Raw genomic sequence first — 25099 nt, 5'->3', positions numbered from 1 at the left:
TTTCTTAGTGGCCTCGGCGTAACAAATATCAAAATTCTTTATGGGAAGATTTGAAAAGAATATTCAATATTTCTGAGGGGTCATCGTTTCTAATTTGATACTTAAAATTAGATTTGGTATTGGAATAATGTGTACTATTTATCCTTGACGCTATAGTTTACTTATACAATAATTTCAAAGTAAAGCTCAGGTAAAATTATTTTGATTTCCTCCGATGCTCCTTCTTTAAGCCAGTATAATATGAAATTCACATTTGCACTTTTTAGTTCATAGTGCTTTGACTTCATTTCTTCAATTTTCTCAATGAATCTCTTTGAGAATTTCAATACGGATTGTCCATTTGAATTTAAACATTCATCTCCTTTTGCAAATAGTTTATCGCCACTCACCAACTGTGAAATTAGATACTGTTTATTAATAGAATAGTCTAACCAGATATCTTTTAAAGTTGCATGTACCGCAATTTTATCAGGTGTAGTGTAAATTTCAAAATCGTCGATTTGTTCAAGATTTTTCGTAGTAATATGATTAAGATAGTTTGCGTTTAGGTGAATATTCAGATTACGCTTCGCCCTGGTTATTGCTACATATAATTGCCGCTTGGCTTCTTCGGTAACGGGATCAAAGTTCTCCAGCAGGAGGAAGACATTATCAAACTCTTTTCCCTTGGCTTTATGAATGGTGGATACAAAAATTGTTTCGCCATTTTCATTATAGAAATCTTCCAGTTTAGATTCCCTGATCAAAACTTCCAAATCAGATTTGTACTTCCTGTAAGGATTAGTAGTTTCAAAATCCTTGATGATATTCAGGCAAATTTCTAATTTATTGCTGTTACGGAAGTTATCCATTAATTCTCGTTTAGCATTGTCCCAAACTTCATCATTGATTGTATAAATATCAGCCCCTAAATTTACTTTATCCAGTAGAAATCGGACTTCAGTAAGATTATATAAACTAAAACCGTCATTAGATTGTATCAGTTTTGCCTTAATACCATTCTTTAAAAGAAGTCCGGCAACTTTGACAGCTTCCTCATTTGTTTTTGTGAGTACACACGTAGTTCCAGAAAGATCTATGTTAGCTGCATCAGTTACAAGAGGTGTAATCAGATTATTGCTTTGATATCTAGTAATCTTGATTTTTCCATTATCGATTTGATTGGCAATGATTGGCGTTTCTTTTAGGCGATGTTGAATTTGCTGTACAAATTGATTCGAAAATGAAACCAGATTACTTTTACTACGGTAATTTTCTACCAATTCATGTTTTACGGCCTTGTTATCGAAAATGAACTGTTCAAGGTATTTAGAACTCGCTCCTCTAAACTCATAGATATTTTGGTCATCGTCTCCTACAGCAATAACCCTCATTTCTTCATTCTGTTCCATCAAAGCATTTATAAGGGCGAACTCATCTGCATTCATATCCTGGGCTTCGTCAATTACTAAAACAGTCTTGGTAATTTTATTAACTTCGACATCCCCACTTTTAACTTTTTCAACAGTAGTGTTCAAAATATCTGACGATTTTTCTAAACTGCCGACTTTACCCAAAAGATCAAAACAATAGGAATGAAAAGTCTTGATCTCTATAAAGTTTGCGGCATTTCCTATCAGCTTTAATAAGCGCCTTTTGAATTCGGTAGCAGCAGCTCTGGAAAATGTCAGCATTAATAACTGTTCATGTTTGACATCTTCCATTAACAGGAGCGAAGCCAGTTTATGGATCAGCACCTTTGTTTTTCCACTGCCCGGACCTGCAGCCACAACTATATGCTGTGTTTCGTTATCATTAATGATCTTCAATTGTGTAGGGGATAGTTCACCGAATAGCTGCCTGAATTTTGCAGGGGTAATATTCCGCTTAATCTCATTTTGCCTGCTTCCTTTAAAATACTTGTTTAAGAAAGAACTATAATTAAGCTGGAAATAATCTTCGACAAACTGAAGTGCATTTCTGTAATCGGCAATCATTCTTTGGGCATATTCGCCCACAATGTGAATTTGCTGGACTTTACTTTCGTAAAACTGGCTGAGCTTTTGATAATCGTCTTTAGTGTATTGCTTTTTATTATTTTGTTCGGTTCGTTCAATGGTTAAGCGATTATACACGACAAGAAAACCGCCTTCTATCTTTATTGCCTCAATTCGTGAAAGATAGAACAATGTATCTTCAATATCATCAATGTTTATTTCTTTTTTGAAAAGGCTGAAACTATTCTCATAAGCTGCCTTTAATTCATGTATTGAAAACTGTACCAAAATCTCGTCTTTATCCTCCTGATCTTTTATGTTTTCAATGATGGTCTTGTCATAAAAGAATTCAACGATAAATTTTGCAAGCTCATGGCGTTTTTCAAGCTTATCGTTCAATTGTTCTTTGTTTTGAAGGCATAGCACGGCAATGTAGTTTTTGGAATAATCTACATTTTTTCTTTTAATCCAGTTTTTAATAGACCAAAAGTTAAGTATCGTTTTTAGCCTACTGGTGTTTATGTTTTCACAGCCGTTTTTTTCAGCTTCCTCATTTAATTCTTTCAGATTAAAGACACTTTCTTCTTCTTTAAAAACCGGCAGCAAAAAGTTTTCAATTTTACTGTATGCTTCTACTATAGCAAGTGAGCGGTTTTTATTGTCTGTTTTTTTTATAAATGCTGTCAAGTCCTTTGCATCTGCCAGAATATTCTCTTGACGTAGCAAATTTATCACATTAATAACCTCTTCTTTCACAATACCCAAATGATCGCTGATATAATCTACCCTTGATTCAGCAGTTTCATTGCTGTTTTCTTTTCTGCTTTTACAGGAAAACAATTTCTTTATAATACGTGCACCTTGTTCTTTTTGCTTTTCTTCAAATTTTTTCGAAGTGTGTATCTTATCAATAGCTTCCTGAGTATTTTTAGATAAAATACTGTTTGCAAACACCCTTGGCATATTCTGTCCCCGCTTAAGATATCCGGCATCTTCAAGAGCGGCAATAGCAGTAGTTACTCGTGTTTCTATTTCTACCACATTATCATCCCAACCTGCTTTGCGGGCAATTTCCAATGCTGAATTGGATACTTTCGACCGGAATCTTGTTATATCCTTCACCGTTTTCCATACCTGCTGGATTTCTTTTATGGAAAGCTTGGTCTGGTTCAGCAGGATAAAGTGCTTGCTGAGATCTTCTTCATTAAACAGTACAAAACAGTCAGCTGAAATATTTTCATCCCTGCCTGCGCGCCCTGCTTCCTGAACATAGTTTTCAAGTGAATCTGAGATTTCGTAATGAATAACCAAGCCTACATCTTTCTTGTCAACTCCCATACCAAAGGCAGAGGTTGCTACCATAATTTGCGTTTCACCATTTAAAAAGGCATCCTGATTTTCGGTCTTTTCCTGTTTATCCATTTTGCCATGGTATGGTTTTGCGCTAAAACCGTCATTTGTTAACCTTTCAGCTAGCAAATAAGCTTTTCGGGTTCGGGATACATAAATAATAGAGGGGCAGTTTTTCTCTTCAATTAAATCCCTTGCGGTCAAATATTTTTCTTCTTCATTTTGCCTTTCAAAGACTTTGTACTGAAGGTTAGTTCTTGACGCTTTTGAAGTAAAAAGTTGAAGATCAAGTGATAATTTTTCTCTAAAATAATCTCGTATGTCCTCAATTACCTTTTGTTTGGCTGTTGCTGTAAAGCAAGACACCGGTATACCGTCCTCAAGGTTTTTCTTTTCCTGAATTAATTTTATAAAATCGCCAATGTATAGATAGTCTACCCTGAAATCTTGTCCCCATGAGGAAAAACAGTGCGCTTCATCAATTACAAAACGGGCAACTTTCCTCCCTAAAATTAGCCTTTCAATAGTTCTTGATCGCAGTGATTCAGGAGAAATATATAAAATAGAAGCAGAACCATCTTCAATCCGTTCAAACGATTTGGCTCTTTCAATAGGGTCTAATAATCCATTAATGGTAACAGCTTCAGTAATGCCATTCTTTTCCAGGTTGTCAACTTGGTCTTTCATTAACGACTGAAGCGGAGAAATTACAATAGTCAATCCTTTTGAATTTTCAGCGCTCATAAGTGCCGGAACCTGGAAGGTAATTGACTTTCCACCCCCAGTTGGGAAAACAGCCAGTACCGACTGGTTATTCACTGCTGCCTTAACGGCTTTTTCCTGGAGCGGTTCACCACCATATGTCCGGTACGAATCGAAACCAAAGAATCTTTTTAATCCTTTGTAAATGTCAAGGACGTTATTACAATAAACACAGCCTGTTATACAAGGTTTACTCCGTAACGATCGCATTATTCGTTCCACCTCGGGATAGTTTTTAAGAACCCATGGAGGTGTTATGGAGTGAACGGTTTTATGGGTTATAAATGAATTGATCAATGCCAGGCAATAGGCCAATTCAATAGGATGTTCAGCTATTATTTCAGTTAGATTTGTATCTTCACAAATTTCGTTACGGAACTTTAATCTAACCAGAGCTTCTGTATCAGTATTGGTGCTACTATAATTCATAAATTTAAAAAATGCTCCAAATTCCTTTGTAGAATTTAAAAGAAGGTAAAAGATTTCTTTAAGCGTTTCATCAATTTGCCAAAAAGCAGCAACTTCACTATTGAATAAATCCCGTGCCTTAATGGAATCGTTTAGTGGGTTGTTTGTATCTTCTATCTGAAGTTTGTCATCCTTCAATAACGCATGGTAGGGTTTTGTCGGAAATAATAAAGGGGATAGATAAAGCGTATCAATTATGTTTGAAGGGCTTATGCCAACATCGTAAATCGCTTTACCTAAATATTTTATATCGTGATTTAATATATTGTGTCCGCACAGATAATCATCGCCTTTTAGGAAGTGAACAAAATCCTCTAAGGATGCTTTATGAAATTGACCACCATTTTGTTTAATTGCCCCTATATCAAGGATTTTACCTTTGTTTGGCTCTATTTCGGTGTCAATAAATGTAATTAAACTGGTAATATTTTGTTCATCAATTAGCATTAAAGTCAATAAATTACGGTTTAGTTTATCTATCGTGCTATAAATTTACAAATATTTAATTGCGAGTAGAATATGATGCTAATTTAATCTTTAATTTGTGAAAATTAAAGATTATATGTAATAACCTGTAAATTACTTCAAATGCTTACATTGAGTTTCGTTGTGGGATTTCCAGGACGTGAAGCAAAGAGACATGGTTTGAACTAAATTTGCTCTGGCTCAGTTGCAATTTTTTATTCTCTTTAATTGTTTTTGATGCCGGGTCCAAAAACATAAGGAATGGTCTAAAAACGTCGAAATCCCCAGCGTCTGCTAGGGGGGTCGTTTTCTGCGGAGAAAGTGGTTTCTCGCTAATGTATTAAAACCCTAGTAAATACTAGGCTTCAGATGCTATTTATGAGCCGGAATAGAAAAAAGTGTACCTCGAATTTCAACTAAGTTCTTGACAAGAATAGGTTAAAAACAGTTTAAATATGCAAATATTACAAAATGTTTTGGTAGCAAATGAAAACTAGATTTCAATTTATAATATTCTTTCTGATTCTCTATTATATGCTTGTATATCCACTTAGTTAAAATATTTATAAAAGGAATGTTTTTCGTATGTAAAAAAAATGTCGAATCCCAAAAAAACCACAAAATTTTTTTGTTAATTTACGCGATTTAATGAAGCATTAACAGTTGTCAGTTTACTGTAATATTCATGTTTTAAAAATAGAAAAAAAATATTCCTATCTATTCACCTTTTCATACATAGCCAGACATTTGAATTGGGCACGAATAGTTTAAAATGGACTAGAGAACAAAAAGATTTTACGAGCCCGCTTAGAGTGTGGGTTGCCGATATGTCATTAAAGCTATGAGACAATTACGCAGGAGCGAATGCCCCTTCCCAATTTGGCGTCTTATTGGAAGTATATGAACAGTATAAGTATGGGTATTTAATTTCCATAGAGAAAAAATCAACTTAATTAAAGTCATATGAAAGTTTCAAATTTTTATTATATTATTTATTGTAATAAAATCATCTTTGGCTTATAGCCAAGGCTTGCCAATGGTGATGGACTGACTTACTTACAGAATTGATACTTATCCGGGTATAGATTCTTCTGGTTTGAATATACATTGGTACTGAGGTATTCTTTTTGGAAATAGAACGAGTAATAATGTAAGTGCAGATTGTAAATGGTAAAATTGGTATTGGAACTAGTTCTCCAGCAGTTGCAGTAGATGTCAATGCAGGGGATGTTGCTGGATTCGTTAGATCTGAGAGTAATTCAGTTTCTGTAGCTGTGATTAGCTTAGGTACAGTGGTTTATGTGATTGTTTTTAAGAAGGATACTTCTTTAAATGAATATAATGTTAGGGTTGGAGTTGATGGAAATTATTTTGTTGCTTATACAAATAATTTGAAGATTTAGAATTAATAATGCTGGAAATGTTGGTATTGGAACAAATAACCCTAAAAATGAACTAGATATAAACGGCACAATCCACTCTAAAGAGCAAAAGTAGATATGAATAGCTGGTCTGATTTTGTATTTAAAAAAGATTATAATCTGCCAACCCTTGATCAGGTTGAAAAGCATATAGCCGAAAAAGGTTATTTAGAAAACATTCCAAGTTAAAAAGAAGTCTTGGAACTGGAATCAATCTAGATGATATGAATGCTAAGCTTTTGCAGAAGATTGAAGAATTGACTTTATATGTCATAGAGCATTATAAATCAATTGAAAATTTAAAACAAGAAATTAAAAATATCAAATCGAAAGATAAATAAGTTATTATGAATAAATTTTACATTGTAAGTTTTCTATTAATCACGATTAGTGCAGTTTCTCAAATTATCTCCCCAAATGGAGATAATATTTTCTATTATAATGGTGCTGCTGATGTAACATTTAGATATTTAGAACGAGGTTCTGGAGGAAGGGCATTTGTTCATGCTCCAAATAATGTTTTAGGATTAAACTATGCTGAAGATTTTAACGGTGGTACTTTAATTGGCAATAATGTATTTTTTAAGGACAATGGCAATTCATACATTTCTTCGGGAAATTTCGGTATTGGAACCTCTGTTCCAGCTGGTACATTAGATCTGAAAAAAGATAATTCGAATTTGGTTTTTGATTTAGATGCAAATAATTTTTGTAAAATAATCAGTAAAGGATGGAATGCTAATATTGATATGCATACATTTCAAATTAATGGCACAGAAAATTTAAATCAGCTTCATTTAAATACAAATGGTAATGTTGGTATTGGAACGCTAAGTCCAAACTCAAAATTGGATGTTTTAGGTCAAGTTAATAGTTATAATACCGCTTTTGGTCAATCAGATAAAGAAACTAGTACCAAAAATTATGTAAATTTTAGTACTAATAATCATGGAAGTGTTCTGGTATCATCTAATCTTTATTTTTCTAATAATGATAATTTTAAAATTGCTAAAACACATCCTAGCATGTCAGGAGGAGCAATATTACTTCCCGGTAACTCCCAGCCAAATCAAGGAAAAATATTGTTCTATACTAGTAATCCTTCTTCGGTTGTGGAAGATCAATTATTCTCTGGATCTATTGCAATGGAAATTACAGGAAATGGAAACGTTGGAATTGGACAAGCAAATCCCACTAATAAATTAGATGTAAAAGGAACTATACATTCAAAAGAAGTAAAGGTTGATATGGCAGGCTGGTCAGATTTTGTATTTAAAAAAGAATACAATCTCGCAACACTTGAAGAGGTAGAAAAACATATTGCAGAAAAAGGGCATTTGGAGAATATTCCAAGTGAACAAGAAGTTTTGAAAAATGGAATTAATTTGGGAGAAATGAATGCTAAACTTTTGCAGAAAATAGAAGAGTTGACTTTGCATATGATTGAAATGAAAAAAGAAATTGAAGCATTAAAAAAAGATAAAAAATGAAAAAAATAAAGTTTACAATATTTGCCCTCTTAATAGGTTTTAGTGTACAAAGTCAAAGTTTGAATCCAACCCAAAAGATTATATCTCCTGGGACGGCTGATTCTTTTACAGGAGGATATACTTTTTCTTACTCGACTGCCGGAACTCCTTGGAACGGAGCCTTAATAAGTTTTGGAGGTTTTGATAATAGATATGATTGTCAGATTAGTGCTGATTATGGTGTAAATGGAGGTAATAGTATTTCTTTTAGAACCAGAAACGGAGATGTAAATAATGGAGTTGGCGTTTGGAATAGCTGGAATGAATTAGCTACTAGAGGAGTGAATAATTTTGTTGGAAATCAAATTATTAGTGGAAATGTTGGTATAGGGACATTAAATCCTAATTCAAGATTAGATTTAGGGCCGGGATATGGAATTAAGGGTGCTAAGCTTCTTATATATAATGATGATACAACATCTGAATTATCAGGAACTAAATGCGGTTTTTATATGGATAATTTTGGGTATAATAATTTGAATTTGGTTTTTCCTGAAGCAGCTTCTCATGCTGGGTTATTTACTATTTCTGCAAAAAATACTTCAGACGTTGTTTTGAAACCTTATTTTTCGATTACCGGACTAACGGGTAATGTTGGTATAGGAACTACAAAACCAGATTCAAAACTGACTGTAGCGGGAAATATCCATGCTCGAGAGGTAAAAGTCACTGTTAATGCAGGAGCAGTTCCTGATTATGTTTTTGCTGATGATTATAAATTGAAAACACTAAATGAAGTAGAAGTTTATATTAAGGAAAATAAACATTTGCCTGAAATCCCTTCTGCCAAAGAAATAGAAAAGAACGGATTAATGATGGCGGAAATGAATATGAATCTGTTAAAAAAAATTGAGGAATTAACGCTTTATATTATACAGATAAAAAAGCAGAATGAAAAAGATAACATGAAACAAAATGAAGAAATTGAAAATCTTAAAATGATGTTAGAACTAAAAAGAAATAAAGAAAAATGAAAAAAACACAGTTGATTTTGTTATACATATTGCTAAGTTTTAATATGTATTCTCAAAGTTTAAATCCTACTTTTAGTATTTCATCTCCAGGGATGGCTGATGCTTTTAAAGGAGGATATACTTTTTCATACTCATCGGCAGGGACCCCATGGACAGGCTCGTTAATTAGTTATGGCGGATTCGAATACAATAATTATGATACACAAATAAGTTCTGACTATGGTAGAAATCGTATTTCTTTCAGGACTAGAAACGGAGATCATAATTACTGGAATCCTTGGAATGAAATAATAACTTCTCTTGGAGATAATTATTTTGCAGGAAATCAAAATGTTGGAGGTACTTTATCAATAGATGCGTATCAATCTACATCTCCTTTTTCAGTGGGTAATAATCATGGGGTTAAGTTATCGATTGGAAACAGTCTTTGGAGTAATACAGCTATAATTCAGACTGGATATACTGCTCAAATAGGTGATTTTACTGATTTGAAAGTAGCCAGTTACGGCTATAGTGATGGCTTGATCCGTATTTTGCAAAATGGAAATGTTGGGATAGGAGCAACTAAGCCAGATTCAAAGCTTACCGTAGCAGGAAATATTCATGCTCAAGAAGTGAAAGTAACTGTTAATGCAGGAATGGTTCCTGACTACGTCTTTGCCAATGATTATAAATTGAAAACGCTAAAAGAAGTGGAGCAGTACATTAAGGAAAATAGCCATTTGCCAGAAATCCCTTCTGCCCATGAAATAGAAAAAAATGGATTAATGATGGCGGAAATGAACATGAATCTGCTAAAAAAAATTGAAGAGCTAACTTTGTATTTAATCAATAAGGATAAGCAGATTAATTTTCTATTAAACGAAAATGCCTTGATAAAGAAAAACAATGATGATCTAAAAAAAACATTATTAGAGCGTCTAGAAAAATTGGAAGCAAAAGCCAACTAAAATGTTATGAGAATTTTAAACAAATTATATTTTTATTTATTGATAACAAGTAATTCTTTACTTGTTGCGCAAACAAACTTTGAGCAGGGAATTAAATTGGAAAATGGTACAGACTTGAATTTTCAAGCATATTCCTTTAGACAAGAGGATGCTGGCGATATTATTTTTTCAAAATATAATAATCAAGAGATGGCACGAATAAGATCTGAATACAATCCAGCTAACGATGCTGCATCAATTGTTTTTTCGACTACATCAGCAATTAAGGATACTTTTATTTTTTCTTCATTGGGAAATCTAGGAATTGGGACAGGTAATCCCTTAGCCAGGTTAGAGGTTAATAATGGAAGTATTTTGGTTAGAAACTCTTCAAATGTTGATAATGAGTCAACAATTATGATTGCACACTCAATAAATATCGCAAACATAGACACATTTGGTACATCAATAAAAACAATTACTCAAAGTGGAGGAAGCAATACATATGGGATGCAGTTTTTTACTCAAGAATCCTATTTAACAGGACAGACAGAAAAATTAAGAATTTTAGGAAATGGAAATGTAGGTATTGGTGTTCTTAATCCAAAGAACAAACTTGATGTCAAAGGTGTCATACATTCCCAAGAAGTAAAAGTGGATATGCTAAACTGGTCAGATTTTGTATTTAAAAAAGAATATAATCTTCCTACACTTGAGCAGGTCGAAAAGCATATCACAGAAAAAGGTTATTTAGAAAATATTCCGAGTGAAGAAGAGGTTTTGAAAAACGGAATCAATTTAGGAGAAATGAATGCCAAGCTTTTGCAGAAAATTGAAGAGCTGACTTTATATATGATTGAACAAAACAAGTCTATTGCGAATTTAAAAAAAGAAGTAGATAATCTTAAAAACAAATGATGAGAAAAATGAAATTTATTTTGCCATGCATACTGTTATTTTTGACTGTAGAGGCACAAACTTTAAATCCGACAGTTAGCATTTCATCTCCAGAAAGTGCTGATAATTTTAAAGGAGGCTACACTTTGCTTATTTGACATCTGGTACGCCTTGGAGCGGCTCGCTAATCAGTTATGGCGGAGCTACTGATAATGGTTACGATACGCAGATTAGCTCTAATTACGGAAAAAACCGTATTTCCTTCAGAACTAGAAATGGGGATCACGGTTATTGGAATCCATGGAATGAAATAGCGACTTCTCTGGGGGATAATCATTGTATTAAATTATCAGTTGGAAATAATCCTTGGAGTAATACGGCAATAATTGAAATAGGTTATACAGCTCAAACAGGAGATTTTACAGATTTAAAAGTAGCCATCTACGGATATAGCAATGGCTTGATCCGTATTCTGCAAAATAGAAATGAGCAGGTCGAAAAGCATATCATAGAAAAAAAACGGAATCAATTTTGGAGAGATGAATGCTAAACTTCTACAAAAAATTGAGGAGCTGACTTTATACGTAATTGAGCAAAATAAGCATCTGAAGAAATTTGAAAAAGAAAATGCAGAATTAAAAAAAGAAATAACATCATTTAAATAACAAAAAAAATGAAAACTACAATTTTACTCTTATTCTTAACTTTTCAAGTTGGTTTTTTACAAAATATTTTTCACTCAAATGGTAATGTAGGAACTGGAACAAGTACGCCTTTGTATAAATTAAATGTATTTGGTTATTAACATGACTCTAGAATTCTATTGCATTCTGTTGGAGGTGGTGATGATGCACGTCAAGCTGATTTGATGCTTTGGGCTAGCGAACCAGAAGTAATTTATTCAGGAGTAGGAATTGGAAATAATGTTTCAGTATCAACTTCGAGAGGACTGCACCTAATAAATCCAATTAGAGGTGGTTCTTATATGAGATTGTTAGATAATGCTATAGCGTTTGGAGTTGTTTCTTCTGAAGGAACCAAAAAAGAAACAGTAAACATGAATTCAGAAGGTAATATTGGCTTTGGAACAAATTCCCCAGTAAGTAGATTATCTTTTTCTGGCTATTCTACTGTGCCAGATATGAATGGAAATATAGTTTTTGGCACGTATGGTTATGAAAGAATATGTATTCATAGAAATGGATATGTTTCAATTGGCACAAAAGCACCAGATGGACTTCTTACAGTAAATGGCACAATCCATTCAAGAGAAGTAAAGGTAGATTTAAATTTTCCAGCTCCAGATTATGTCTTTACAAATGATTATAAATTGAAGAGCTTGCCTGAAGTAGAAAAAAATATATAAAAGAAAATAGCCATTTACCTGAAATTCCGTCTGCAAAAGAATTTGAGAAGAATGGAATAAATGTTTCTGAAATGAATATGGCGCTTCTTAAGAAAATTGAGGAGTTGACTTGTACATTATTGAAATGAAGAAAGAAAATGAAGCGGTAAAAAAGAAAATGTTTTGATGAAAGATTATCAAATAGAATTGGAGAAAAGAATATCTAAAATTGAAAATAGATAGATAAATAAATATCAAAATTTAATTTTCATTAGAAAATTGAGTGGAATAAAAAAATATCTGGATTACAGCAAGAAAATAAAAAGTTTACAGATTTAGAAATAAGATTTCAGAAACTCGAAAAAACAATTAAAAAATGAGAACACAAATAGCATTACTTACTCTAATAGGATCATCTTTTATCTACAAAAGCACAAGGTTTTAAATCCATTCTCTCATATTTCAGCAGCGGGCTCTGCAGATTCTTTTAATGCGGGCTATACTTTTGCCTATGCAACGTCTGTCACACCATGAAATTGCTTACAAATTATTTATGGCGTATTTCCTGTAAATAGTTACGACAGAAAAATAAGCTTTGATTAGGGACCAGGAGGAGGAGAACATATAAGTTTCAGAACTAAGAATCGAAAACTTAACTTTTGAATCCTTGGATTGAATAGTCAACCAAGGGAGAAAACGATTTTGCAAGAAAACAAAATATTTCAGTCAATTTAAGAGTTGGAATAAGTGAGCTTTTGAATAAATTACATGTCCATGAAACTAATTTCGGTTTAAGAATTTTAGTGGATTCTGATGTTGCAGGACAGCGGGAAAATAAACTCTTAAATGTAAAGTCAGCTAAGAGTAATCATAAAGGAAGTCCTATGCCTTCATTATTAAGATCTTAATTCAATTATTTTGTTAAAAAAAAAGAAACATGCATTATAAATACAATTATAAACCAAATAAATTAATTATTAAATTATGACCAAATTTTTACTGATTTTTATCGGCCTATTGTCAATTGAAGGCTTTTCTCAGTCATCAATACCAAATCCTCAAAATGCGGCAGAGGAAAAAATAAAGTCGCCTCAAGTACACCTTTTAAAACAATTTGCCGATTATCCTGTCAATTTATCAAGCGGTTTGGTTGATGTCTCTTTGCCGCTTTATGAAATAAATTTTGGGGATATTAAAATCCCTTTAAATTTAAAATTTCATGCTTCTGGTCTCAAAGCAAATGTTACAGAAAGTGGAGTATTAGGCCTTAAATGGGTGATGAATATTGGTGGGTTTATTAGCCGTGAAGTTAGAGGATATCCTGATGAAAGAAATGATCACAAACAAGGTATCGTTTCAGAATCTTACAGCCCAGACTGGATGACTTTATACGGAGGTACCAATGATGAAAATTATCTGAATAATAATTATATTTTTCAGACTCAAGACCTTACTGCAATAGGCAGGCCTGGTGTTTATGGAAAATATGAAGATACTGAATATGACATATTTACTTTTTCTTTGCCAAATGGTAAAACGGGAAAATTTATATTGAAAGATATTAATGGCAATAAAACTGCTGCTTTTATGCCCTATCAGCCTTATAAAGTGAGTTTCACTTCAGAAGGACTATATAGCAGCCGTCTTTACATAACAGCTTTAGAACTAACAGATGATTTAGGGTATGTATATCAATTTGGAAAAAGTGATTCAAATAAAGCAAATTATGAGGTTGATCAAGAATACTATTCTATTAATTGCTGGGTTTTAAATTCGATTACGGCTCCCAACAAAAAGGATATTATCAGATTTGAATATACCAAAACATCTTTAAACGGAAATAGTCCTTTGCCGCCGCTTATTATACATGACCAATTAACTACGGCAATGAATTATTTTTCAAATGATATGGGTATGTGCTCTAATTCTGTTTTGTACGATCTTATCGGTTGGGACTTACATGCAAATTATTTTGTAAAAAATTATAATATGCCTCCTTATGGTAATCAGGAAGCCTGTATTTTGGACAAAATAACGTATAATGATTTAACTATTAATTTTAATTATTTAAAAACTCCACGTGACCTCAATGGATTTTTACTTAATAATATTGAAATAAAAAATAATGTCGAAACCTTAAAAAAAATAAATTTTGACATTATCAGTCCCGGCAGAGAAAGTATTTATAATTTGCAAAAGGCTAGTTATTTGGACTCTTTTGTGATTAAAGACAAAAATGATCTTGTAATTGAAAAATATAAATTTGACTATTATAACCTGAATAGGGTTCCTCATGCAGAAAAATTAACCAACAGTGGTGATTATTGGGGGTATTATAATTCACAACTTGAAAATTTAATTTCAAAAGATACTGTAAATGTTGCATTTACCAATCCTGTAGGAAGTTGTATACTAGGATCGAATACGTTATACTATAAAAAAGAAATCGGTTCAGATGGCAGCCGGTTTAGTAATCCTGAAGACATGAAAATAGGAATGCTAAAATCAATTACCTATCCAACAGGAGGAAGTAGTGTATTTGAATATGAGGGTAATAAAATTATGGGATTCTATAATGGTATTAACTCAATAAAAGACTGTGGAGGATTAAGAATACAGAGAGTAATTGAAAAAGATAAAGATGGAAAAGAAATAAAGAAAAAAGAATATACTTATGGATCAAATGAAGATGGAATAGGAGAAGTACCGAGTTATCTTTATCCTGATCGATATTTTAAAAATGAAATGGAGGAAACAGCTACAGATTGGAAAGTTATCGACAATTTAATCATTTTTGGTGGTACTAACGGTACACCGTCATTCAGAAATCAATCTGCTAATGTAACCTATAAAACCAGGACTTATAGTGGTTATTTTCCTTCTCGATATTATACTTTTTTAAATAAATTGGTATATTACGATAAAGTGACTGAATATATAGGTGATGCTGTAAACAATATAGGTAAAATTGAAAATTACTACGCTAACAACAATATTCCTAGGATTTATGATTACAACTTTGATACCCGTAATTTCACCTACAAAAGAAACAAATTTGCCATCGATCCGTCTAATTTTTGGTCTGGAAATAATCTAAGTCAAAAAATTGAATATAAAAAGGGAGAAAATAATACGTATGTAAAAGTTAGAAAAACAAACTACGATTATGAAGAGTATATCGTGGATGAAATTTATGATACTTCAATTTTCAAGTATAAGACTTTTTATGGACTTGAAGCAAACCAAGATCAAGACCGAGTAAAATCTAGTTCTTTTGCAATTGCCAAAGAAGAATTGGAACGCGTGCAATATGATACGGGATCATTCTTTGGTTACAAAACAAATAAATATACTATAGGTGTAGAAAATTTGAAAACAACAACAGAAGAATTATTTTTTGATGATGGGACTAGTATCGTTCAGACTATGACAAATAAATACGATACAAACAAACCGTCATTTATGAAAGAGTCTTCTTCTTTGACCTCAAGAGGTGAGAATATTGTGCAAAAATTCCTCTATCCTTTTGACATCAACACAGGAATTTACAGTCAGATGTCTAATGCTAATGTGCTGTCTACTTTAGTGGAAAAAACAACTTTAAAAAATCAAAAAGTAATTAATAGCACGATGCTTACTTATAAAAAAAGCGACAATAATTTTGTTCCTGACCAAAGTTATATTGCTGAATTAAGTACGCCTTTACCGGCATCACAGTTTTCAGTTTTTAATGGAATAACAAAGGATTCACATTATGGTTCAAATCCTGAAATCACATATGATCTTTATGATGATAAAGGAAATCCGAAACAATTAACCCCAAAGGGAAAAGCATCTATATGCTATATTTGGGGATATGATGATAAAAAGCATATTATCGCTAAAATTGAAAATGCAAGTTTTTTAAGCGGCCAGACTAACAGTATATCTCCTACGCAACAGACACTTATCGGCAATGCTGTTGCTGCGTCTTTTGGAGAAATCAATGCAACAACAGAAAGTAACCTTATTACGAAATTAAAATTGCTAAGAGCAGGTTTTCCTGATGCTATGGTAACAACATATACTTATGATTCTTTAATAGGGATTACAAGTATCACTGATCCTAAAGAGTTCACTACTTATTATGAATATGACACCTATGGACGTTTGAAGCAGGTTAAGGATAACGATAAAAAAATCCTTTCTGCCAATAAATATCATTACACTAACTAAATCGTCATAAAAAATCAGGTATATCACTATTAACATCTAATGTTGATAGTTGTATACTGCTATTGTAAAATTTAAACTTTTAAAATGATACATAATAAGATAAAAAATACGTTTGCTTTTATGGTTTTAATGACGATTATTTTCCTTAATTCGTCAAAACTTCAGGCACAGATAACGGGTCAGCTGTATTTAGAAGGTCCAACTACTGTTCATTATGGAGATATAGTATCTTACTCTCTAAAAGATGCCATGGATAATAATGCTCCCTCAACTTACGCATATAATAACTTCAATTGGATGATTAATGATGATGGTACTGTTCTAACTTATGTTAATGAAACGTATCAGCCAGATGCCGAAGTATACTGGGATGGTAATCCAAACCAAGAAAAGGTATATGTTTTATACCAGAGACAAGGAGAAACATATCAATATTATGCAGAACTTAACGTTACAGTTCTCCCAACGCCGGCAACGCCAGATGCCCCAATTGTGGTAAGTTCGGGGTGTAACCAAGTGGTTTTACAAAGAAATGATCCACCAGGAAATCTCAGAGTAGGAGGACAGGATATTACATGGTATTGGCAAACTAGTCCTACTGGGACTAGCACGGCTAATTCGTCTGCTACCATAACCGTAACATCGGGTACAGAGTATTATCTGAGAGCCAGACGTAATAATAATGGAGCATGGAGTGATGAATCAAGCAGTGTACAATATTTTGTTGGAGTTCCAGCTCCAATAGTAAGTAACGTAGTGCAGCCTAATGTCACGACCCCAACAGGAAGTGTAACTTTAACAGGCCTTCCGAGCTCGTGGGTGATTAATCCAGGAAATATTTCAGGATCAGGATGGGCAACGACAATAACAGGATTAAATCCTTCGACCACCTACAACTTTACTGTGACTAATTCTTCCGGATGTACTTCAAACCCATCGGCAAATGTGGTTATTGGCGCACAGGCATCTACTTTAGATGCTCCAGTGCTGTCTGCTATTGCACAACCTAATTGTAATAATAGCAAAGGAGAATTCACAATTGTCAATTATAATTCTACTTATACTTATACAGTAACTCCATCCACAGGTGTAAGTGTATTAGGAGCAAAGGTCTTGGTTTCCCAAGGAAGCTACACTATAAAGGCAACATCTGAATTTAATATTTCATCTCCTTTAACCTCCTTCAATATTAATGCACAACCTGTTACACCTACTGCACCAATTGTTGGTACCGTCACACATCCTACTTTGAGCACTCCAACAGGAAGCGTTACATTGACAGGTCTTACAGGAAGTTGGACAATAAATCCCGGAAATGTTTTTGGTTCTGGCCCCGTTGCATACGTTGGTGGATTAAAAGCTGGTGTTGTGCATAATTTTACTGTCACAAATTACTGGGGATGCATCTCTCCTGCCTCGGCAGATGTCTTTATTAATTTACAGCCTTTTAATTGTGATGGTATTAGCAATGATGAGACTTATGTTCATACTATTACTCCTTTAGTAGAAAGTACAGATGTTGACGCATTAACTAATAACAATAAATTGGAATCTATCACATATTACGACGGCATAGCAAGACCCAAACAAAAAATAGAGATACGTAGTGGAGGTACAAATAATGTGGACCTTATCACGCATATAGATTATGATGATTATGGCAGGCAAACTAAAGAATATCTTCCTTATACTGATGGAAACAGTTGCGGAGCTTTTAGAACGGCTGATATTGATTTAGCAACAAAAACATATTATGCGAATCATTTTCCAGCTGATATTAGTTTGGCAACAGCCAATCCTTACTCCCAAAAGGATTTAGAACCATCACCTCTTAATCGTGTTCTAAAACAAGCTGCGCCTGGTAAAGACTGGATGTTAGGTCAGGGACACGAGATTAAGATGGATTATAAAACGAATACATTAGAAGAAGTACAGCTTTTTACGGTAGATTTTGTTCTTGAAAACAGCGTTTATTTACCTAAATTAAAAAATTCTGGACATTACGCTTTAAACATGCTATATAAAAATATTGTCTTTGATGAAAACACCAAAGTAAATAATACTACTGGCAAATATACCGAACACGAGGGGGCTACTGTAGAATTCAAGACGAAAGAAGGCCAGGTTGTTTTAAAAAGAACTTATGGGGCTGTAGAAGATGGAAACACAAATGAAAGACATGATACGTATTATGTATATGATGATTTTGGAAATCTAAGTTTTGTAATTCCTCCCAAAGCAGTTGATCTTTTAAATAGTAATAATATCGATGCTAATTTGGAATCATCTGTAGTTTTGGAAAACGGCCAACAGTTAAATCTGAAAGCATCTAATTCGATTACATTAAAAGAAGGATTTCACGCTAAAGCTGGTAGTATTTTTTCTGCAGTTATAGACAATGACAATCAAAGCGTTTTAGATAATTTATGTTATCAATATCGATATGATCAAAGAAACAGATTAGTTGAAAAGAAATTACCAGGAAAAGGTTGGGAGTATATCATCTATAACAAACAAGACCAGCCAATTTTAACGCAGGATGCCAATCTAAGAGCTGAAAACAAATGGCTATTTACTAAGTATGATCTTTTTGATAGAATCGTATATACAGGTGAATACAAAAATACAATAAAAACAACTCGTGCTTTGATGCAATCTTTTGCTGATGAAAACAATGTTCTTTTTGAACAAAAACAAACTGCCAATAGCATAAATGGCACTACTGTTTATTATAGTAATAATGCTTTTCCTAATGTTAATGATACCAGTATTAATTTATTTACCATAAATTACTATGACAAATATAACTTTGATACCATACCAACAAATGTTTCTCCTTTAGGAGCTATTACAGATGCAAAAGGACTATCAACAGGGAGTAAAATTCGTATTCTAAATACTAATAGCTGGATTACAAACTGGAATTATTTTGATGTTAAAAGTAAGCCTTTCTACACTTATACTAAAAACGATTACCTAAATACAACAGCAATTGTAAATAGTGAGTTTGACTTTTCCGGTAAAATTAAACAGACCGTTTCAGCACATACTAGAAATAATCTTACAACAACTATAGTAGATAAATTTGAATACGATCATGCTGGCAGACTTACAAAGCAAACACAATCTATAAACGGAGCAACTGATCCAGAGATTATCGCTGCCAACACATATGATGAATTAGGACAGTTGATAAGTAAAGGTGTTGGAAATAAAGCTTCTCAAAATCGATTACAGGTTGTAGATTATAAATATAATATTAGAGGTTGGCTTAAAAATATTAATGATGTCAATGCTATAGGAAATGATTTGTTTGCCTTTCAGATTAATTATAATGATATTGCCGATACCAATAAAAAGTTATTTAATGGAAATATAAGCCAAACTTTCTGGAAAACAGCAAATATTGATTCTAGCCTAAAAAACTATACTTATACTTACGACAAGCTGAACAGACTCAAAAATGCTGATGACAATCTCAGTAAATTTAATGAAAGTCTTACTTATGATAAAAATGGAAATATTATGCGTCTAGTAAGAAATGGAGAATTAGTTGGTGAAAGCACCGTTCCAAATATTAATATTTCTTCTCATTTTGGTTTGATGGATAATCTTACTTATTTTTATGATAAAGGTAATAAGCTCCAAATTGTATCTGATTTAGGAAACAAAACCTATGGGTTTAAAGATGATTATACAGGAGTGGGAGATGATACCTCTGTAGATTATACTTACGATGCCAATGGAAATATGAAAACGGATACTAATAAAGGGATAACTGCTGTTAGTTATAATTATTTGAATTTGCCAGATGAAGTAACTATACAAGGTCAAATTATCAAATATTATTATGATGCAAATGGAATAAAACAGCAAAAGATTGCAAACAGCATCACAACAGATTATGCAGACGAATTTATTTATAAAGAAAATCAACTGCAATTTTTATCTCAACCAGAAGGATATGTTTCTTATAATTCGGGAGCTTTTGATTATATTTACCAATACAAAGATCATTTAGGTAACGTGCGTTTAAGCTATGATAAGGATTTGGTTATTCAAGAAGAAAATAATTACTATCCATTTGGATTAAAGCATAAAGGATATAATTATGTTAACAATATATCGAAAGGGAATAGTCTGGCGCAAAAGTATAAATACAATTCGAAAGAATTGCAAGATGAGCTTGGACTTAACATGTATGACTATGGAGCAAGGAATTATGACCCTGCACTTGGGCGTTGGATGAATATTGACCCGCTAGCAGAGAAAAGTCGTAGATTTAATCCATACACTTATGCTCTTAATAATCCAGTATATTTTATAGACCCAGATGGTATGATGGCTAGTCCTCCTGATTGGTTCGTTAATAGAGAAACTGGTGCTGTAGTTCATGTTGAAGGTCAATCAAAGCTTACTCAAACAACGGCAGATAAAATTGGTGCTGGAGACGCAAAAAAATATGATAGACTTGGAGCTGATAATATGTTTGGTAATAATAATGAAAAAGCTAATAATATTAGGGAGTTAGGAGCTAGTGTTGTTGAGAATCCAGAGATATTTATGGAAAAACAAGGTTATGAAAAAGCAGAGAAAGTAAATATTAAAGAAAGAGAGTTTGTTAGTGGAGGTGCTATGGGCGAAGAAAAAATAAGTTCAACAATTACAGACATGAAACAAATCGGAGATTCTAAAGTTACCTATGCTAAGCCTGAACAAATGAATGAGAAGAAAGTCTTAGCAGAAACAAGTGGACAAAGTTCATGGAGTTCTTCAAGAAGTACGACATACACTTTGACAAAACCAGTAGGACAGGACAACTCAAAAACGGCAGAATATTATGGAAATAAACACACAGATTATGGTACTGGATTAAAAATTTTAGATACTTTTATTCAGCTTGCTCAAGGTGTAATTCAATCTATGAAGAAATGATAAAAATTAATATAGTATTAGTAGCGTTAGTTGTTGCTTTAAACAGTTGCAATGATAGAAAAACTTTTAATAATGTAACAAATCAAAGATATTTGACATTTAAGAGCAAGTTTGATTCTACTTTGGTTAATCATTTTCCAACTGCACTTAATTCGACTGACAACTTTGCAGTCGCTAATACAAATTCCGAAAAAAATGATGTTGGATTATTTTTGTTTGAATATAATTTATCCTCAAAGAGTATAAATGATTTAGAGAGAAAAATTATTCATAATCACAAGAGTGTTTACAATAATAAAGATTTGTGTCTTTTGATAGTAAATAGATTTGAAACTGTAAGAACAAAAGATAGTCTTGAAATGGCAGAAATAAGTGATTCTTCTTTGATTGACAAACCATGTTATAAAAAATTACTGCCAGTTCCAAATTTCATCGATTTTTCGATTGCCAATAATGTAGATTTTTGGAAAGATAAAGGTTTTAAAATTTATGTTATAAATGCGGAATCAGGAAATCATTTTAAACAATTCGAATTACAGCCTAATCCACAAATGCCAAAAGGATGGGAAAACGGATTCTCAAAAGGAGTTGCAATAAACAAAACTAAAAATACTGTTATTTATTGGAGTATAATTTGGTAAATTATAATCACCTATTTTGAAGAGTAAAGCCATTCCATAACGGAATGGCTTTTGCTTTTATAGCACTTGAAAAGTGGTTAATGTATCAGATGTGTTGATAAAAAAGAAATATTAAATTCCATTTATAACAAATAAGCGTTAATCCTGCTCCGCAGGATCGACGCTTATTTCTTTTTATAAGTTCTAATTAAAATCTAGAATTAATGTTTTTGTTTAAACGGCTTAAATTACTGCGGATAATACTTACTATAAGTACTTGTATCTCCTGAACTATTTAACTAATGGTAGAGTTTCTGATTATCGAGATACTGGTGCAGCCTTTTATACATCGGGCAGTTTAAAACCAAGTTTCCAATTAACTACAAGTGCAATTAAAAATGTAATAGGAGGTAAATAGAAAACTATGCTAAAAAAAATTATTTATATCGCAATCGTATTTTCTTATGTAACTAAACTTGATGCACAAGTAAAAGATACTATTTCAAACCTAATAATTTTAATTGATGATAAAGTTCCGACTACAATTTCTAATTTTAGAATAGAATTTTCTGAAAATAATCAGAAAACTAAAATATCTATGATTAATTTTGAACAGGGAAGATTACTGTTAGATAAGTTTTTGCACAGTAAAATATTATCAAACAATATTTCAGATTTGAAATTTTATTTTGATTATTCTGAATTTAGGAATGGTAACACTAAGAATTATAATTATTTTATTGAGGTCAATAAAAATATTTTAAATCAAAGAATAATTATTGTTTATTTATATAATTTAGACGACAAAGAGAAAAGAAAAAAATATAGATATACACAATTAGATAAAGACAGGAAGTATACATTTGAAATAGATGGTGGTTCTGTTTTTATAGGAAGACCCAAAAAGAGGTAATGTATCACTCTATTTTTGTTTGGGATAATGCAGAGTACAAAATTAAAAAATATATTACTCAACAAATCAGGTTATCTTATTATCATTGTAAGAAAAAAAATAAAAAATGCTCAATAACTTTAAATAAGATAAAGTAAAGTAAAGCCATTCCATAATGAACATGCCCCAAATAGTGTCTAACTTTTTGGGGCATGTTCAGTTTGAAGAGGATGCTACATTTACTCAAAACTAAATTTGTGTAGACATTTTTTTTGTTGATTTTTGATTTCACAAAAAACTATGCTCAACGATTCCGCCGCAAAACATATTCGAAAATAAGCAAGGGAAAGACTTTGAGGCCTGAATATTACAGAAATGAGGATCTGAAAAAGATATTTGGGGTCTCCAATAATACAATCATAAAATACAGGCAGACAGGAATCCTTCCTTACACCAAGCTGGGGAATATTTTTCTATATGACAGCGGTAAAATTGATAAATACTCAGAAGTAATGCTTCCTAATATTATCTTCGAATAAAATAGTACTTAAATCCAATGAGCCAATCGGTATTCATTGGATTTACTTATTTTAATACAGTCGCACTAAAAAGAATGTCATCAGTATTTATTAAAAAAATATTGCTGTTATAAATGTTTCAAACAAACTTTATGACTATTTTATGCGATGTGCTATTGTTTAAAAATAGGTGTATATACTTGTTAATTTGTAAAAACAAAAAATTATATTTGGTCACTAATACGTAGGTTGTGTACAGGTTAAAAATGGCTTTAATTAATAATTATTTTTGATAATTCGCAGATTATTAATTGCTTACATGTAAAATATGAGAAGAAAATTATTTTATTTTTTGATTTTGTTAAGCAAGACACTTTCTGTCCAAAATTCCCAAAAAGCGCCGAGCGAAATAACAACTATTGATGTTTATGACGGCATTTACAATAGAATAATAGTCAAACTTGCTGAATATTGTAAGCCAGATAAAAAAGACAAAAAGATTACTACAAGTGTCACAGCCAGTGAAGGAGCATTTGCCAAACAATCAAAAGTTATATTTAATACCGTAGTGACAGGCAATAAGGACGCTGTAAATAATGGTTCTGCCTTTGCTTGTTCGCAGTACAAAGAGAAGCATAAATTCAGCGCAAACATGACTTTTGCAGATAAAGACTGGAAGCGTGATTTGATTGAAGTGGGCACAAATATCACAAGTGCGGACGATAATTTTAAATATTATTCAAAAGGTAAATGGTCTAGTGATATAGGTGTCAAATTAGGATATAATATGCGTTTGTCTACTTCCTAATACTTTATAGATACAACTTGTACAAGAATTAGCGAAGTACGCGAAATGGCTATGCGAGAGAGATTGGCAAAAATAAAAGAGGCAATAAAATTGAATAGGAATAATCTACAATTATGAGAACAGCATTTAAGAGTCTTATTGAGGGATGGGGATGCAAGCTTTCTTCATAATACATTTAATTTTTTATAGCGTCAAATGATAGCATGTACAGTAAAATTCCGAAGCAAAAGAGTTCTGTTATGCTTTCAACTTTTTGATTATCGATGTTTTCTCCGAATATTTTGAAAATGTACTGATGAATATGTGTAGCTGTTGCCAGTTCATCTGCATCCAGTTCGAGCTTATAATTAACAATGGAAAAATGCTCTTGCTGTTGCGGACGTTCATATAAAAAATTATATAACAAATCAGATTTCTGGATTAGATGTGCAAGTTCGTGATAAAAAGTAAAATGTTGAGCTACCTGATAGAGCAGCACATTAGAGGGATTATCTAAATTATTGTAGATGGCTGGATATTTAATTTTAATAATTTCATCAATTTCATTTCGATTATTTAAATTAATTATCAGTGAAATAATCAACCCCGAATTTATGCTATCACACCAAACCCATTAGATACTCCTGCTTTGGCATTTGCAGTGGTATCATTAATAAAGAAAATGTAGATGTTTTGAATTCCCCACTTTACAGACTGGTCTAATGTCTGCCGGTAAAAAGCGAAAGTCTTCTGAAATTCCTCTACATGTGCTGCAAAACTGAAATCAAACACCTGTTTCTTGTTAACAGCAGTATTAAGAAGTAAATTGTTTATTTCGTCTTGATATTTTCCCATCTGTTCAGGATTAATTAAATTAACGATTTCTATTACTTTAAAAGATAAAAATACAATTTAATTGTAATAAAGACACTGCAAAGCCAATATTGTGTACAGTATTTATAGAAAGGATTATGGCTTCGTGAGTTCAAAAAAACTTAACTTCCAATAAAACGACT

The 25099-nt window shown here is 32.4% G+C and carries 16 protein-coding genes; 13 read left to right on the top strand and 3 right to left on the bottom strand.

Features of this window, described 5'->3' with window-relative positions:
* Positions 1 to 161: 161 nt before the first annotated feature.
* A complete protein-coding gene (locus ABD859_RS15095) occupies positions 162 to 5003 on the bottom strand; it encodes a RecQ family ATP-dependent DNA helicase (RefSeq protein WP_345145555.1) in 4842 nt (1613 codons plus the stop codon).
* 1172 nt (positions 5004 to 6175) lie between these two features.
* On the opposite strand from ABD859_RS15095, the gene ABD859_RS15090 reads away from it, so the two are divergent.
* The 13 genes from ABD859_RS15090 to ABD859_RS15030 all read left to right on the top strand — a co-directional run bounded on the left by ABD859_RS15090 (position 6176) and on the right by ABD859_RS15030 (position 24104).
* Positions 6176 to 6424 carry a hypothetical protein gene (locus ABD859_RS15090; protein ID WP_345145414.1) on the top strand — a complete coding sequence of 83 codons (249 nt, stop codon included), beginning with the start codon at positions 6176 to 6178 and terminating at the stop codon, positions 6422 to 6424.
* A 365-nt stretch (positions 6425 to 6789) separates the two neighbouring features.
* The gene (locus tag ABD859_RS15085; protein ID WP_345145413.1) at positions 6790 to 7932 is read left to right on the top strand and encodes a hypothetical protein; all 1143 of its coding nucleotides are present in this window, start codon (positions 6790 to 6792) and stop codon (positions 7930 to 7932) included.
* Entirely contained in the window at positions 7929 to 8945 is a 1017-nt protein-coding gene (locus ABD859_RS15080) for a hypothetical protein (RefSeq protein ID WP_345145412.1), read from the top strand. Before ABD859_RS15085 ends, ABD859_RS15080 begins: the two co-directional genes overlap by 4 nt.
* The gene (locus ABD859_RS15075) at positions 8942 to 9895 is read left to right on the top strand and encodes a hypothetical protein (RefSeq protein ID WP_345145411.1); all 954 of its coding nucleotides are present in this window, start codon (positions 8942 to 8944) and stop codon (positions 9893 to 9895) included. The genes ABD859_RS15080 and ABD859_RS15075 overlap by 4 nt, the downstream gene beginning before the upstream one ends.
* 6 nt (positions 9896 to 9901) lie before the next feature.
* The gene (locus tag ABD859_RS15070; protein ID WP_345145410.1) at positions 9902 to 10792 is read left to right on the top strand and encodes a hypothetical protein; all 891 of its coding nucleotides are present in this window, start codon (positions 9902 to 9904) and stop codon (positions 10790 to 10792) included.
* Between the two features lie 133 nt (positions 10793 to 10925).
* Positions 10926 to 11321: a hypothetical protein gene (locus ABD859_RS15065; RefSeq protein ID WP_345145409.1), complete on the top strand. Its 396-nt coding sequence runs from the start codon at positions 10926 to 10928 to the stop codon at positions 11319 to 11321.
* Between the two features lie 123 nt (positions 11322 to 11444).
* Entirely contained in the window at positions 11445 to 11576 is a 132-nt protein-coding gene (locus ABD859_RS15060) for a hypothetical protein (protein WP_345145408.1), read from the top strand.
* An 18-nt stretch (positions 11577 to 11594) separates the two neighbouring features.
* Positions 11595 to 12137 (top strand): protein kinase family protein, encoded by a 543-nt coding sequence (locus ABD859_RS15055; protein ID WP_345145407.1) that lies wholly within the window; start codon positions 11595 to 11597, stop codon positions 12135 to 12137.
* A 963-nt stretch (positions 12138 to 13100) separates the two neighbouring features.
* Entirely contained in the window at positions 13101 to 16331 is a 3231-nt protein-coding gene (locus tag ABD859_RS15050; RefSeq protein WP_345145406.1) for an RHS repeat domain-containing protein, read from the top strand.
* A gap of 84 nt (positions 16332 to 16415) precedes the next feature.
* Complete coding sequence (locus ABD859_RS15045; protein ID WP_345145405.1) at positions 16416 to 21266, top strand: DUF6443 domain-containing protein; 4851 nt, start codon at positions 16416 to 16418, stop codon at positions 21264 to 21266.
* A complete protein-coding gene (locus tag ABD859_RS15040) occupies positions 21263 to 21907 on the top strand; it encodes a hypothetical protein (protein WP_345145404.1) in 645 nt (214 codons plus the stop codon). The genes ABD859_RS15045 and ABD859_RS15040 overlap by 4 nt, the downstream gene beginning before the upstream one ends.
* A gap of 403 nt (positions 21908 to 22310) precedes the next feature.
* Positions 22311 to 22799, top strand: coding sequence for a hypothetical protein (locus ABD859_RS15035; protein ID WP_345145403.1), 489 nt, complete (start codon positions 22311 to 22313; stop codon positions 22797 to 22799).
* An 825-nt stretch (positions 22800 to 23624) separates the two neighbouring features.
* Complete coding sequence (locus ABD859_RS15030; RefSeq protein WP_345145402.1) at positions 23625 to 24104, top strand: hypothetical protein; 480 nt, start codon at positions 23625 to 23627, stop codon at positions 24102 to 24104.
* A 175-nt stretch (positions 24105 to 24279) separates the two neighbouring features.
* On the opposite strand, the gene ABD859_RS15025 is transcribed toward ABD859_RS15030, so the two are convergent.
* Both ABD859_RS15025 and ABD859_RS15020 read right to left on the bottom strand, forming a co-directional pair.
* A complete protein-coding gene (locus tag ABD859_RS15025) occupies positions 24280 to 24687 on the bottom strand; it encodes a hypothetical protein (protein WP_345145401.1) in 408 nt (135 codons plus the stop codon).
* A gap of 8 nt (positions 24688 to 24695) precedes the next feature.
* Positions 24696 to 24938: a hypothetical protein gene (locus tag ABD859_RS15020; protein WP_345145400.1), complete on the bottom strand. Its 243-nt coding sequence runs from the start codon at positions 24936 to 24938 to the stop codon at positions 24696 to 24698.
* Positions 24939 to 25099 lie beyond the last annotated feature (161 nt).

It is taken from the genome of Flavobacterium ginsengiterrae (assembly GCF_039539785.1).
In the GTDB taxonomy this organism is placed as follows: domain Bacteria; phylum Bacteroidota; class Bacteroidia; order Flavobacteriales; family Flavobacteriaceae; genus Flavobacterium; species Flavobacterium ginsengiterrae.
This window is presented reverse-complemented; position numbering and strand designations above follow the sequence as displayed.